Here is a 14432-nt window from a genome sequence, read left to right on the forward strand (position 1 = left end):
GCTCATTGGTCTGTAGTAGCGCCAGCTGGAAACACGCGCAGCCAGTGATCTGCTCCTGCAGCCACCTTGATGCCTGGGGGGGCGTGTATAGCTATTGTTTAAGCGATGCCCAGGGGTTGTGTATAGCCGTGCCCCACGAACCCGAAACAAGGGAGTGGCGCTTCACCACCATGGCCAACTCTGGCCACCAGCAGAATTGAAAGGGGGTCGCGCTTTGCCCCCCATTTGTGCAAGTGTGAGCCACGTTCACCTTTACCTAGTCCATCCTGCTTTCATGCCTCGTAGCTGCTCATCGAACTAATATTCGTCCACCAAACGGAAAACTTATGTTTAGGCCTAGTCGAAGACTTTTACGATTTCGCCGCAAAAGGCCTAGTGTAAAGACCGACCAGTTTCGGATCGCAACGCCTCAACGTCCGTGACACTTCTTAAACTTGACACCGCTGCCGCACTGGCAGGGCTCATTCCGCCCCTGCCTTTCGATCGCCATAGCAGGTATGAATTTTCTCTCAGGCTTGGGCTTCACCATAAGCGCGGCCTGAGTAATTCGAGCGGCCTCATCGAAAACGTGAGAATTTTCTTCCGTTCGTTGTTTGGGCATATGAACCGCGAAGGGTTGAGCTCGATGATAGGTCCCATCGGTACCTACGTAGGCCACAATGCCTACCATGTCTGAGGCATTGATGGACAGAGCGCCTGCGCTGGCCTTGTTACTCACCGTAGCCCAGTCAATTTTGTAGTCGTGTTGTTGGAGCCAAACGAATATGGGCGCGGAGCTCTCAAGAAGAAAAAAGCGATAGGGGCGCTGATTCAGAGTACGGCGAAGATCGGACAGCGTCCTGGCTAGATCATCGCGCCCCTCTTCTCCTAGATCACGAATACGGCTTTCCGCTACAAGCCATCCTGGAACCCGATTGGCGTCAAGCGCTTGAAGCAGCTTATGCACCTCAACAGGGAAGTCTTGCTTCGGAAACGGAGTGTTTTCCCAGTCTTCGCCCTCGAAAGCCTTATCTATGAGATCACTCATACCATCCCAGACGAGCATGCTCACTGACCCGTCTGCTAGCTGATTGTCGATATCTTGATCGAAGCGGTTTCTTTTCAAATAGGCACCCAGGTGGTCAAACTCATCGAACAGATGAGCATGACGCTGCCCTGCCACAGCCTGTCGTACTTCCAAATAGTGCATGAACTCGCCGGGCGTAGGCAGGAAGCGCTTAAGCACAAACAGGTCGTCAATGGATAGAGAAATGAAGGCGTGTTTCCCAAGTATTGGTGTGATCTGCGGCAGTTTTTTGCAGTACGCTGAAAAGGGAGAGAAGGATTCGACTGTCAGCCCAATCGGGACCATCACTCGGTATTCGGAACGGCGGACGCGACCGCACTCTTTGTATTTACCGTCCATGAGCTGATAGAGGGGAGCTTCCTCTAAGGAATGTAGGTAATTGAAGAAGCGCTCACACTGGGTGTAGGCCTTAAGAATCAAGTCCTGCACAGACTGGGCATGGCGTCCGAAATCAAGCGCCGGAGATGCAATCGTCGCAGCAGCACCGGCTTTGGCTTCAACTAGGATCAACACGTCGTCGATCAGGACAAGGGTGTCATTCTCCGACCATTTATTGGTGACGGGGTCTTTGTAGTAGACCTCTTGCAAAACTGTAGCACCTGGAAGCTGAGCGGCCAGGATGTCAGCGAAAGCAGATTCGCTCATCATTTTCTGCCGATCATTAAAGGACTTTTTGTAGTCCGGTTTTCGCTGAAGGAGATTGAAGAGCAGTGCGCGATAGCCCGCGTCTCGGGTAAAGCACGGATCGACGGCGTAGTATTCCTCTCCTAGCTGGATCAGAGGTTTCTTCCTGGCAGGCAGTGTTCGATACGGTGTTCCAGCGAAATCCCCAGGTGCGAAAAACTCGGATTCTTCCCCGCGCCGATACGACAAATCTGCCAGAAGCGTAGGCGGCAGTTTCGTGTGAAGACTCACGTTGGCTATGCCGCCCCGAAACATGTCATCTATCGCCTCGCCTGCGGCTTTCGTTTGCTCCTCGTTGGACGCAACCCATGCCTCCATGACGTCCTCCAGGGGTTTGCCTTGAGCCACAGCGAAATTCTGTGCGGCCTCAAACTGCTTCATCATCATCGAGATTGCATTGGAATGCCCTGAACGTGTGGCATTTGCCATGGCCTGGAAGCCATCCGCGATATCAGCGGCATTAACTCCGTACACCTCTCTCAGGACATCTTCGTGAGGAGCCAAAACGTAGCGATAGAACTCGCCTTCCAACACTTGGTAGCGGTTCCCTCGTAGCATGACCCACGAAGATTTCGCGCGAAATTCAATGTCGGCGGTATCTGGACCAAAGACACCATCTTTAGTATTGGCGGACGAAGCCATGGCGAAAAGCATAGCCTGCTCTCGCAGTTTTCGGCCAAGCTCATACAGCTCGGCACACTGCGCCTCGTCGAAGACTACGTCCATAGGGGCGACATCTGATGCGAGAACCGCATGGACGTACTCTAATAAGAACTGATTATCATTAATTAAATCGTCTGGGACGCCTTCTTTGTGTAGATCCTGAGAGCCACGTTGATCTGCTATCGCCTTCATCACGTGTTGGGCGTAGATATAGCCGAGCAAATCATGTGGAGGCATCGCAACAATCAAATCGCGCATACGAGCGGCAGTGGTCTCCATACCCCTCAATAACGAAACATAAGCTTCCGTCATTTTTTCCCGATCCATAAGAACCTCCCCCCGATGCGTTAAAAGCCTCGATTCTTGCAGAGTCACAGCTGAACGTGGTGTAAATAATTGGGAACCAGTAACTGCTTGGCCTCACTATCCTGTTTCAGGGTAGTGTCATCTCAGGTCCAGATTGGCCGGGTGTTTCCTTGACGAGCATGTGCGATAACTTTGACGACCGCCGTCCCCACAGAACCACTCGACGTGACTCCAGCCCTTGTGCAGTAAGGCTTACAGCCGATCCTGCTCAAGCGCCAGCGGCTCAATCCGTCAAGCGTGGTCAAGAATTTCCGTCAAGGACTGTCAAGGGCGGGTCTAGGGTGCGAGCCCTTCTGGACAAGGCGAATCGCCCGGGCCTGGTCGAGCCGCACCATGCGCCAGGTGTGCCGCTGGCTTCCCGGCATTCTGCCTGTTGGTGCTGGCGCCGATCCGTCCAGAGCCTGTCCAGAATAAGCACTCGAAAATGTTTGACGAGGTGAAGCGCGTCGGGACCACTGTTTGGGTCGCCGCCCAGGCCAGTCGTGGGCTTGAGCACCGCATGCTCGTGGCAACTCGTCTAATTCTGTCTAGTGCCAGTCAAACATTCGCTGTTGATTTTTGACGGCCCCACGCTGACGAAGTCGCAACCCAGGCTGAATGCTCGATGACATCTGCCCTCAGGCCCACTCCTCCCACCTGTTGCTGGCGCCGATCCGTCCAAAGCTGTCCAAAATCCGTCAGGGGTCTGTCAGGGGTATGAGACGGCCAGACCCTCTACTTTGACGGCCTCCAGCACCGGCCGGACCTTAGACGCCTGCCCACAGGCGCGGTCGCCATCTGCCTGGCCCTCACTCTGTCAAAGCGTGGTCAAACAAGTGCCCGGCACCACCAGCAATGTGAGACAGCGCCGACCACCAGCTTTACCGGCACGACCTAGCGTGAGGCCTCCGGCGCCCAGGCCATGCGGGTTTCGTCTCATGCCTGTCTCACATTTGGGAAAGGCTTAGTAAAGCTAAACCCGCGGCGCTATTGGAACAGCAGTGCTAGGGGGTTGATCAAAGTCGAGCTGTGCTCCGGATAAAGCAGCTTGCATAAACCGCTCGCGAACGACGGGATAGATCGCCTTGCCGGTGTGCCCTTTGTAATTAACCAGTGCCCAAAGACACCCTCTCCCGCCGAAATCAAAGAACACGGTTCGCCGGGTGTGTAGCCAAACCTCACGTGGCCTTTTCCAGGACCAGGCATGGTGGCCACGGTGCGATCCCTCAAGGGCCTCAAACTCCTTGCCGTGGAAGAGCTCCATGAGGTCGCGCGTGGACGTTCGGGCATCCAAATCCGCCCGACGAAAGTACCCAAGCCACGAAGCTGCTTGAGCCCCAAGGATCGGCATAGCCAACTGATATTCCTCAAGCTGGGGATGCTCGGGGGCAGGCAGAGCAACGCCGATGTTGATGTGATTGCGAAAACTCTCACCATTGACGACCCAGATCATCCTCTCGCCATAGAACTGCTCTCGACTTAGCATCTCGTCGAGCGGCATTGGAGAGTTCTGGAGCTCAATCACAAGATCATCAGGGCGCCTGATATCAGCCACATGCTTTTCCCCGGTGGCTTCGTCAATGCGAACGTTCTCACGCCACTCGAACGGAAATAGCTCCTTCCAAGCCTTGTGCCATGGTCCTTCATTCTCCATCCAAGGGTCGCAATGACGCCGGCCGGCATGCGCCCAATGCCAGCGAACGATCGGCCCACACTTCGCCTGAGCTGGCGCCCCACACCTCTCACAAACTCCCTTCAACCCAGGAGCAGGCGGCAGTCGCTGCCCATCAACAACTGCTACATCCATTGAAGCCATGCGATTTACTCCGGGCGTTTGTCCAGGGGAGCCTGACGGCCACCCGTGGGGTTACCGCCGCGAATAAAAAACCCCGCTGTCGGCGGGGTTGTTTTTTAAGGGGTCGGGCCCTTCATAGCGTCGGTGGTGGCCTTGATGATCTCTTTGGCCGCCTCGACGCTGATGGGCAGAGTCGCCTGCGGTTCATCCTGCTCAGGCTTGGGCCTGTGGTGGAAGTACCTAAGCAATGCGATCAGTAGAAGCGTCGGAACCGTTGAGAGGGACACGATGATGGGGATGTCGCCAGTAGTATGCGGCCTCACCGAAGCAAAGAAATACCAAGCACCGGCCGTTACTCGAATGTTGCCGAAAAATACGAACCCCAACAGTGACACATAAAAAATGATGATAAGGCTGACGGTGACGGTGGTGAGGCGCTTCTCCCACCGAAACCGCCAAGCTTCTTTCCGAAGGTAGTCGCTGATCAGCCCAGGATTTTCAGCTTCACCGAGGGACAGGTCGTCGCTCGAATCAGTCATAGCAGGCCGATCGCTTTCAGCCGGAACTCCATCGCGGCAGTAGACACTCCGAAGGTCTGCGCCAGTCTGGAGATGTCGTTAATTCGTTGCTCAAGGACCATATGCTTGACCAACGCCGCCGGCATAAGTAGTGCGGCCGCGAATCGATTTGCAGCGACCTCTTTGGGGTCACGTGCCCTGGCACTGAACTGCTCCGTCGTGTCTCGAGGTGCGTCAAGGTCGCCATGGACGTGGTGCCCAATCTCATGGGCAATCGTAAACCGCTGCCGCACTGGGGCATCGGTAAAGTTATAGGTGATCAGAGGGCGCCCCTCGCGATAGGAGTAATGCCCACTTTCATTGGGACGCCAGGTCGCAGGATCAAAGGGAGTCAGAGCCTTCACCTCGATTCCCATTGCTTGCGCTATGGCCTGAGGATTTACCGGCAACCTTCCATCCCAATGGGCCTGAAGGACGTCCGCGGCAGTGCGATATACCATGTCGACCTCCTGTGTCAGTTGGGTTGGTTCATCAAAAATGAGGCGCGATTCTGCCTAAGTCAAGGCTTTGGGTCAAATTTATGTTGACACCGTAGTCATGCCTCGTTCTATCAGCATACAACAATGAACTGTTTATTTATACAGCCATTTAGGCCATACACATCTCATCCACAATGAAACCTGAGAAATTGCTTGGGCTGGCGCTGGGCGGCGGGCATTGTGGTTTTCGTGTGGTCATTCGAGCCGTGGCGCGCCGGGCAGGACGCTACTGGCAGGCTGCAATACCGTGGAAACCAAAGTGGAAACCTTGGCCAGCCCCTTGATCTGGCCAAGGTTCGCAGGTCATCGTGGATCACGTATAAACTGTGAGTTTCATGTCGGTGGCTACCACCAGATATTCTGTTTCGGAGAGCCGATTTACAGCTCCGCCTCCTTGGAGCTGAAAACGCTCAAGTCCCGGCGTATGCCGAATCTCGCCGCTCAATAATCGTTCTGTAATTACATCTTGAAAAACCTGGATCTGGTAATCCAGGTTGTCCGGCCCTACCGCGACGATCTGCCCTACGTACTGTTCAGCCATGTTGAAGCCTCCGTGAGTTTGAACAGCAACAATAGCCGCTGTTCGGCCATGTGCTGAAAAACCATGATGGCTCCGGGGTTCGCGCCATGATGGTTGCGAACCTCTGTGCGAACCTGCCCAACATCAGCGCCAGAATGGGTACCAGCAGCGCGTACCTGGCTGCGTACGTATAGTTGGGGATGGCTTACGCTCATTGTGACAGCTCATCCCAAATACCTAAGGAGTTTCTGGATGGACGATAAACACGGCGAATTACTCGACGGTCTTGATTGGTACTGGTCTCGAAAGGTGGAGGCTTACCGAGGTTTTGAGTCGCTGAACGCCTCAAATTTCGCCGCTAATGCTCGTCAATACTTCGGTGAATATTTCCTTTATCTCGTTAGCGCAATGGAGATCCTGATCGACTTCGACAACTCATTTAATGACTACATGGTGGCTACACTTGATGGGTATGGCGGACACTCGGGAACAAATAACTTCCAGTACCTTCGACTCCTTCGCCACGCCATGATTCATAGAGGTGCGAACCTAACAAGCGTGGGTGTCGACGTGAATGGCACCACTTGCCCTCTTGCTCCACCGATACTAACTGCGAGGGGAGGAAGGTCTTTCTCGCGATTTTCACCTTTTCTGACTGTCATTATCTTTTTCTGCGAAGCCAAGATCGGTCCAGCTATTGAAGACTTCATGGCGCGCAAGCATTTGTGGGATAGAGACCCAGCCAAATCTCTTGAAGTGGCACTGCAAATGGTTAGGTCTATGGAGCACTGCTCAGAAAAAAATAAACTACACATTGAAAAAATAATGAACGAGCAGGCAGCAAATGGCGGTTTGCCATTCAACACATTCCAAGAATTGCGTGACTCGTTGAAATCTGGCGTTTCGACGGAAAATGATGTGCAAGGTCTGCTTAGCGAGTCGGAGGCATGGTGGGCGCATTACAGAAGCCACCTATAATTGTCCCCGTACCTGCAATCAATGCAGTAGGAGTCTAACCTAGACACCTACTGCCGGAATCAGAATCAACCTAGCAAAACGAATACCCGAGCCAACGTGTCGAGACGAGGCCAGACGTTGACAAATGTTGACAAATGTTGACATGGGAACGGCCCCGGCCGCTGCCAGAGACCTCGCCCAGGTAGCAAATGTTTGTGCCTGGCCGGGGCCGGCCAACCTCGCAGCCTGTTAACAATAGTCAAGGCTATGTGCTGGCGCGGGGAGTGCGCGCCACTGCTCAGTACCCATGCCCAGACTGGCTACAAGGTGTGGTTACCAGCACTGGTTACCACTTTTCTCAGGCTGCCATGGTCACCAGTTCAGCGAGACAGGCGATATGGCCTAAGTCGGACTATGCCGTCTGCTGGCCTAGTAGGCTGTGGGCGTGACAGTGATGCCTCCAGGGGTGACCGAAAGGCGTCGTCTGACCGATTCGCCAAGCTTCAAATCAACTTCGGATTCAACTAGCCCGCCGCCTCCACAAGCGGCGCTCGGCTTGGCGCCTATAACGTGCTTGCCCGGGGCCAGCCCGAACCGAGCAATCTCGCCAGTAGCAAACTCGGCGGCCAAAGTGCCATCGATGTAGAAGCGATGGTTACACCCGGCTCCAAACATTCCGCTATCCCGAGTCACAACCAACTGGGAGCCTCCCTTGGAGCTGAAAGCAAAGAGCCTTGATGGGGGGACGGGATCTGCATCGCCAGCGGAAACAGGGGAAGTCGAGCACCCTGACAATAAAACGCCGACCAGCCCCGCCATCAAAACTCTTTGCACAGTTCTTTCTCCCCTCAAAAAGATGAATGTACCACTGGTGGGGGCTACATCTGGTCTTCCGCGTAGATCCCGGCGCTGATTACTGCCCCACCCCAGCGCCGGTGACCAAAGCATAGCGGCACCGGGTTGCCGCTGGCGGTGGTGTTCTTCGCGCTGCCGAAGGCATAGCCCGGAGTATTCTCGGGGGCGGCGCTGGTCTTTAGGCCCTTAGCTTGGGGGCTGAGCATCTGGATGACGCCGCCTGCTGTGGAGGCTACGCCAGTAGCGATAAGGCTTGCGCCAAGCGGTGTGGTAGAGCCAAACGAGAATGCGCCCACTATGACCAGCGCAATGCCGACAACTGTCTGGAGCAAGCCGGCGCGCTTGCTCCCGCAGATCACCGGAATAATCCTGATCTCGCGACAGCCGCCCAGGCCGAACTCTTCTTCGCCAACATTCCTGCCGTTTCGGAACACCGCGAAGTCCAGCCCCTTCGATCGCGCATCCGCGAGGTCTTTCAAGAAGCCAGGGTGATTAACATCTATCGCTCTCATCGCTTCACGGGTGTCGCCATGGTCGGAAAGAAGGTACGGGTGCTCCCTTCCATATTTCCTCCCGAGAAAGCCGCCAAGCTTGATGATGGTTCGCGGGTTGTATTCGATTGCCAATGCGGCCATTAGAAAGCCTCCTGAGCTGGGTTAGTGGGAGACGGAACATTGAGCCGGCAAGCCAGCAGAGAGCGCGACATGCGAGCTTGGTCGCGGATCAGTTGTTCCCGCTTCGGATCTGGATTCCATGTCCCGCAGTGGCAGACGGAATAAGCCCTAGCGCCGCGGAATGTGCCGCGGAGCAAATCAGCAGAAATTCGGGCTTCGTCCTCGGTGAAGAAGGGACCGTCGATTTCGACGTGCTTACCATCCCGGACATAGCGCACATCCCACACGTCGTAACCGCTGATGGCCTTCGAATTGTCGGCGAAGTCGGTGGCCTTGCAGGCCTCTGTGAATCGTTCTTGGAACGTGGTCATAGATCGGTTTCTCCTTGGTATTGATCGTTCATGGATCTCTCTCGCATGGGCGCCGCTGGCGCTGGTCATGGGCTGGTGCCCGGTGGTGTTGCTCTATGTCGCGCCACGTTTTCGCGCAGTTGCGTTTCGTGGCGCGGCCTATCCAATCAAGTTGCAGAGAATTGCCTCAGACTCCGCCATGTCGTCGCGTTGGCTGGCGATCAGGTAGCGGAACACCGCCAGCGCTTCGGCCTTATCACGGGGCCGGATCTGCGCCAGCAGGCCGAACACAAACCAGTCCCGTGCTGTTGCATCGGGCGGCCCGTCGCTGGCGTCCCGGTCCGCGGCGTGGCGCAGGCGGTAGAGCTGATCCCAGTAGCCCAGCTCGTATAGGCAATCCGCCAGGGTGTGCGGCAGCAGTTCAGGGTGGGCGTTGAACCTGGCGGCTACCTGGCCCTTATCGAAGTCACCGAATTGGCCGGTAGCCTCCAGCCCGCGCAGCGCCTAGATGCAGAACGTTTCCGCCGCGGTGTCGGCCAGCAGGTCGTCACCGAAGCGGGCGGCGCCTTCCAGCCGAAGCTGGTGCTGCCCAATGGCCCGAATGGCCAGCGCCTCGAGGTCAGCGAAGCCGAACGACGACATGGCAGCGAACAGGTGACCGGGGTTGGCGGCCACCAGGTAATCGCGGTAACGCTTCTCCAGCACATCGAGCGGCGTCCTGATCTTCTTGGCGCCCTCCATGGCCCGGTCAATCAGAGCGGTCTGGCCGGTACTGATGATCGAGCGCAACCAGAGCACCGCATCCACCTCCTTATCCCCGGTCACGACCTCCTGCGGCGGCAGCTCGGGCACGCTCGGCAGGGTCTCGGTGCTGGCGCTGATCGGCAGCAGAGTGAACATGGCGCGGTGCTGCTCGTTGTCGCGGAATGCCCCGGAGCGTGAAACCAGGGGCTTCACCGTTCCCAACGGCAGGCCCGTCGCTTCGGCCACTTCGCGCAGCGAGTGACGGCGGCGCAGGTCCAGCACCAGGCGGCGCTGCTCATCTGAAACCCGCTGTTTCGCCTTCGCGGATGAATCAGGGTGTTTCGCTGCTGGCTTGGTCATGGCTCACACCACCCTCAGTTTCGGTGGCAGCTTCGGCCCGAATGGCGCCCCGGGTGCGAATGGATCAGGCAGCACGCCATCGGGGCAGTCCCTGATGAAGTCCGCCATCGCCGCATGGCAGGCGTTGAACAGCGGCGCGTCATTCCACTCTTGTGCCCGGCGTTCTGCGCTGTCCTCCAGCGCATGGGCGAACACCAGGTCTTCCAGGCTGGTGACGCCCTCCCGCCTGGCCTGCTCGCGCTCAACGGTGTTAACGCTCAGCAGGTCGCACATACGGTCGAACCCCAGGGCGCCGGCCAACCCGTCATGGTCGAACAGCAGTGATTGGCCGAACCCGGCCAGCGCGGCCACGGCCTTGCTGCGCTCGTCCTCTCGGTGCTCCTGTGCCTGTTGCTCCAGATCGGCAATGGCCTGGCGGGTGAACGGTAAGAACGCTTTCAGCTTGCCCGCCTGGCGGCGCATGGAACGTCGCTCATCGCGGACCGAATCGAGGTTGCGGTTGATGTTGCGGCAGATGCGCCGGGTGGTGATGAGCTGCGTGTTGGCGCTGGCCCCTGGCTTCAGGGCGATGTCGCACAGGCGCATGGTCTGTGTGGGCTTCATGGGTGGGCCTCCATGGGCGTCTTGTCGTAGGCGGTGCTTAGCTCGGCACCGGTCGCGCAATGGCGACCACCAGGCGCATAGCAGCCCCGGCAGGTCATAACGTGGTTGATGTACCGGTCACGGGCCTGGCGCCACTCGGGCGTGGCATTGGCGGCGTTGGTGTACGGGCTGGACGGCAATTGCGCGGGCTCAACCAGCGCCAAGCGCGGGCGATCCTGGGCGCGTTTCTCCACGGATGGTTTGCCAGCGCCAGCAACGTTCGGCGGCATGTGATTGAGCAGGTCGGCAAGGAGGCTCATGGCGTCACCTCTCCCTGATTTCCACAACGCCCAAATGTGTCTGTGAAAAAAATCGGGGGGAACGGGGGAACGCGGGGAACGCTCAGGGTTTCCGGGGCCTCCAGCGGGGGTACGTGTTCCCCACCCGAAAAACTGGGGAACAGTGATAACCAAACGTCAGGAACAGCACAGGTGCTTATATTCAAAAACATGTTTGTGTTCCCCCTGTTCCCCAACACTTCAATAAGGGGGAACGGCTACAGCCCCCGGATTTACTGGCTGTTCCCCCGTTCCCCCTGTTCCCCACGTTTTTAGGTTCCTGTGGATTCGGGCATTGGCGTTGGGTGGTGATGGCGGTCATAGGCCACCGCCTTCGCTGTCCATGGCGTCGGGGTCGATCACATACAGGCGGGCAGACCCACCAGCAGGCAGGCGGTATTTCTTGGTCCTGCGGCTGTCTCTGTCAGTGTCGTGCTTGGCGATTGCGCCAGCGCCCTCCAGCGCTTTCACGACACGCGCCAATCCGTGCCCATGGGCTGCCTCGGTCAGCGCGGACTTGTTGAACAGGTACAGACGCTTGGCGCCGACCACCTCCCAGTAACCGGCACGGTTGAACACCTTGGCGTCTGGCGTTTGGTCTTCTACGTCCGAAAATCGGCTGCTGCCGTGCTTGTCGATGAAGTCGAGGATGCCCGCCAGGATCTGGCGATCCTCGGCATTGCCCCCACCCACCCGACTCAGCCACTCTCCGTACAGCAACTGGCAGTCGGCCAGAGCGGTGCCCGGCGTCCAGGGCAGCAATCCATAGGCAATGGCCATTTCGCCCGCCAGCGCGATCACCGCGAAGCGATCCGCCACCCGCCCGGCCTGGGCGTTGTCTTCGACGAACTGGGCGCGGATACCGGCGAAGTCCTCCAGCAGGCCGGGGCGGTCATCGCTGGCCAGCAGTTTCTCCACGAATGCTGGCCCGATATGCCCGTGGTTTGCTCCTACGGCCACAGTGAGCTGGCGGTGGAAGTCGGCGCCCTCCAGGCCGTGCAATTCGTCAAAGGCGCGGTGTGTGCGGGTGCCGGCGTTCACGTCCACCATGCGCAGCTCAGCACCAGCATGGGCGGCGTTACCGCTGATGGCCGCGTGCTCAGATAGGGAGCGCTCGCCGCTGGATAGCGCGAGCAGGCGCCAGCTCAGTTTCCCGCGGGCTTCCCGGTCACGGGTCATGGTGCCCTTGCCCTGGCCGTTGGCGAGCGAGTAGGCCATCTCCTGTACGCGCTTGGGGTCGGCCCGCTTGATCTCGTCCAGAGGCAGCATGGTGTCGTTGCGGCTTGATGCCTCGATCTCCAGGCCGCCCTTGGTCATATCCCATGACGCGGCGAATATGCCTGGGTCGCCCCATACCGATGAGCCGATCAACTGCGCCAGCGACTTGCCGCTGGAGCTGTCGCCCACCAGGTGAACGCCGCCACCCAACACGCCCACCAGGCTCAGCAGCGGGCCTGCGAGGGCGCAGCCGATAGCCAGGGTCAGCACCGGGTTTCCCTCGCACTTGGCCGCGACGTCGGCCTTCCAGCCGTCCAGGCTACCGCGCACGCTGAACAGGTTTTGGCCCTTGGCGCTGGCCTGATAGCGCACTTTGTCGCTGCCAATGGTGCGTCCAGGCAGCACAAAGGCGCCCGACTCATGCCAGCCGGGGCGGCAGGTAGTGGCAAACACCTCTGCAGGGCGCTGGTCCAGCAGGTACTCCATGAACTGACCGCGCTTCTTCAGGGCGATGATGACGCCCATGCCGAACAGCGTCCGCCTGGCGTCCTCACCGCTACCGCCGAACACCTCCATAGGAATGATCCACTCCTTGGGGCCGCTGTCGGTGAGCAGGCGCAGAAACCGGCCCTCGCTGCCGTCGTCGCTGTTGGTGGTGCGAGCGGCGACGGTCACGGGTGTGGCGATCCACTCGTCAGTGATCGGGCGGTCGGCCTTGTCGTCGTCGCCGTCATCGTCACTGGCGCTGCGCTTGAAGCCGTGCCAGTACACGCCGGGCTTGAGCCTGCGGCCTTTCTCATTGGTCACCCAGTGCTCATAGACGCCCCAGCACGGACGATCAGGCTCGACCTTGGGCGCCTCTGGGCGCAGGTTGATGACGTTGTTCTCAGGCGGGCGCATGGCGGCACCTCCAGGCGGCAAGGTCGTTGAAGTCGGAAAGGGTCAGCGGCGCATCGGCTGGCCACTCGGGGAAGGTCACCAGGCCACCACACGCGGCCGCGGCTTCATGGGCGGCGGCGCGCCCAGGGTTGCCCTTGCCTTCGGCTTCGGTCTGGCGGTCGTCGTCGCCGGCGACGATGATTTCTGTGCCGGGGTAGTCGGCCCGTAGCGCCAGCGCCACCGGTTTCAGGTTTCCGGCGTTCATCGCACAGGCGACGGTGTAGCCGCTTTCGTGAAGCGTGGCACCCGTGGCCCAGCCTTCGCAGATGCACAAAGGCTTGCCCGGTGTGATGCGTCCCAGTGGCGAATAGGTGCCCTTAATCCGACCGCCGAACAGAAAGCGCTTTTCGCCGTCCGGGGCGATCCGTTGGAGGTTGACTAGCACGCCCCGGGCATACAGTGGGATCAGCAGGTCGTGACCACGCTGGCGCAGGCCATGGGAACGAATGTCCTTGGCGACCAGGTACGGGTGGTCAGGATCAGCGCGGCGGGCGTCACGCCACCAACGGTGAGCCAGATTCGCCGCTTTGAGCTGGCGCCGCTGCCGTTCGGCCTCCCGCTGGCGCCGGGCTTGCTCGATGCGCTGGCGCACCTGCTCGGCTTCGCGGGCGTCCACCGGCTCACGGCTACACCAGGTGCTGGTGCCGCCCGTCTTCCAGCTCCCGAACGCACCCGAGGCGATGCCATCGGCAAACAGGCAGTACCAGCCGTTTAGGGTGCCAGACTTGTCGCCGGGGACGTGGAAGCGGTGAATGTCGCCATCGCCCAGGGGCAGCCAGTCGAGCAGCCCATAGACCGACTGGAGCGCTTCACGGAAAAGGATCGTGGCGTCGGTCATGCGGCCCCCTGCGGCGGCGTGAAACGCTGGGCCAGCCGTTCCAGTTGCTGGGTCAGGCGCTCCAGCTCAGGGCAGTGACGGCCTGCGTCACCCTCGGCAAGACGCAGCTCCAGGAAGCCCACCAGGGTTTCCACCAACAGCGCATAGCTGGCGCTGTCGATGTGAGCGCCAGCAGTAGGTGGGCCACCGGCACCCTTGCGGCGAATAGGCGTGACCTTACTCATGGCTCCCACCCTCCCGATCAGCGCCAGCAAAGGCCCGGCATACCTGGCCATTGTTCACCGCGTGCCAGTAGGTCAGTTCGTCCAGCGAATCGACGAGGCAAGCCGTCACCATGGCGTCAGCGCTACGCAAAACAACGCGCCCGCACTCGGCATCGGCCTGGCTGAGGAACGGCCCGAGCAAAGCCCTAGAAGCCTTGAAATGAGTCACGTAAAACAGCTCGGTGGCTTTCTTCAGGCAAGCCGATCCCGGCGGCGCTGAAGCACCGTTTTGAAGTTTCATAGT

16 protein-coding genes are annotated in these 14432 nt (G+C 58.8%); 1 reads left to right on the plus strand and 15 read right to left on the minus strand.

Translation table 11 applies throughout. The features are described from left to right. Window positions 1-409: 409 nt before the first annotated feature. From LOY37_RS22875 to LOY37_RS22895, 5 genes are all read right to left on the minus strand, one after another. Window positions 410-2740 (minus strand): YecA family protein, encoded by a 2331-nt coding sequence (locus LOY37_RS22875; protein ID WP_258715789.1) that lies wholly within the window; start codon window positions 2738-2740, stop codon window positions 410-412. A gap of 991 nt (window positions 2741-3731) precedes the next feature. Continuing rightward, on the minus strand, window positions 3732-4574 hold the full coding sequence (locus tag LOY37_RS22880) for a competence protein CoiA family protein (protein ID WP_309475536.1): 843 nt from the start codon (window positions 4572-4574) through the stop codon (window positions 3732-3734). A 95-nt stretch (window positions 4575-4669) separates the two neighbouring features. After that, entirely contained in the window at window positions 4670-5092 is a 423-nt protein-coding gene (locus tag LOY37_RS22885) for a hypothetical protein (RefSeq protein ID WP_258715790.1), read from the minus strand. Next, complete coding sequence (locus LOY37_RS22890; protein ID WP_258715791.1) at window positions 5089-5571, minus strand: ImmA/IrrE family metallo-endopeptidase; 483 nt, start codon at window positions 5569-5571, stop codon at window positions 5089-5091. The genes LOY37_RS22885 and LOY37_RS22890 overlap by 4 nt, the downstream gene beginning before the upstream one ends. Before the next feature lie 352 nt (window positions 5572-5923). After that, window positions 5924-6151, minus strand: a complete 228-nt coding sequence (locus tag LOY37_RS22895; RefSeq protein ID WP_258715792.1) for a hypothetical protein — start codon at window positions 6149-6151, stop codon at window positions 5924-5926. A 231-nt stretch (window positions 6152-6382) separates the two neighbouring features. On the opposite strand from LOY37_RS22895, the gene LOY37_RS22900 reads away from it, so the two are divergent. Further along, window positions 6383-7108 carry a hypothetical protein gene (locus LOY37_RS22900; RefSeq protein ID WP_258715793.1) on the plus strand — a complete coding sequence of 242 codons (726 nt, stop codon included), beginning with the start codon at window positions 6383-6385 and terminating at the stop codon, window positions 7106-7108. Window positions 7109-7965: 857 nt separating this feature from the next. Here LOY37_RS22900 and LOY37_RS22905 read toward each other — a convergent pair. From LOY37_RS22905 to LOY37_RS22950, 10 genes are all read right to left on the minus strand, one after another. Further along, window positions 7966-8577, minus strand: a complete 612-nt coding sequence (locus LOY37_RS22905) for a tail assembly protein (protein WP_258715794.1) — start codon at window positions 8575-8577, stop codon at window positions 7966-7968. Then, a complete protein-coding gene (locus LOY37_RS22910) occupies window positions 8577-8927 on the minus strand; it encodes a hypothetical protein (protein ID WP_258715795.1) in 351 nt (116 codons plus the stop codon). Before LOY37_RS22910 ends, LOY37_RS22905 begins: the two co-directional genes overlap by 1 nt. 138 nt (window positions 8928-9065) lie before the next feature. After that, complete coding sequence (locus LOY37_RS22915; protein ID WP_258715796.1) at window positions 9066-9197, minus strand: hypothetical protein; 132 nt, start codon at window positions 9195-9197, stop codon at window positions 9066-9068. 213 nt (window positions 9198-9410) lie between these two features. Then, entirely contained in the window at window positions 9411-10010 is a 600-nt protein-coding gene (locus tag LOY37_RS22920) for a hypothetical protein (RefSeq protein WP_258715797.1), read from the minus strand. 3 nt (window positions 10011-10013) lie between these two features. Further along, window positions 10014-10613 carry a hypothetical protein gene (locus LOY37_RS22925; RefSeq protein ID WP_258715798.1) on the minus strand — a complete coding sequence of 200 codons (600 nt, stop codon included), beginning with the start codon at window positions 10611-10613 and terminating at the stop codon, window positions 10014-10016. Continuing rightward, a complete protein-coding gene (locus LOY37_RS22930) occupies window positions 10610-10912 on the minus strand; it encodes a hypothetical protein (RefSeq protein WP_258715799.1) in 303 nt (100 codons plus the stop codon). The genes LOY37_RS22925 and LOY37_RS22930 overlap by 4 nt, the downstream gene beginning before the upstream one ends. A gap of 336 nt (window positions 10913-11248) precedes the next feature. Continuing rightward, entirely contained in the window at window positions 11249-13048 is a 1800-nt protein-coding gene (locus tag LOY37_RS22935) for a DUF927 domain-containing protein (RefSeq protein WP_258715800.1), read from the minus strand. Next, complete coding sequence (locus tag LOY37_RS22940; RefSeq protein ID WP_258715801.1) at window positions 13035-13925, minus strand: toprim domain-containing protein; 891 nt, start codon at window positions 13923-13925, stop codon at window positions 13035-13037. The genes LOY37_RS22935 and LOY37_RS22940 overlap by 14 nt, the downstream gene beginning before the upstream one ends. Beyond that, a complete protein-coding gene (locus LOY37_RS22945) occupies window positions 13922-14149 on the minus strand; it encodes a hypothetical protein (protein WP_258715802.1) in 228 nt (75 codons plus the stop codon). Before LOY37_RS22945 ends, LOY37_RS22940 begins: the two co-directional genes overlap by 4 nt. Continuing rightward, window positions 14142-14429, minus strand: a complete 288-nt coding sequence (locus LOY37_RS22950; RefSeq protein WP_258715803.1) for a hypothetical protein — start codon at window positions 14427-14429, stop codon at window positions 14142-14144. Before LOY37_RS22950 ends, LOY37_RS22945 begins: the two co-directional genes overlap by 8 nt. Window positions 14430-14432 lie beyond the last annotated feature (3 nt).

The organism is Pseudomonas sp. B21-012 (assembly GCF_024749305.1).
GTDB lineage: Bacteria > Pseudomonadota > Gammaproteobacteria > Pseudomonadales > Pseudomonadaceae > Aquipseudomonas.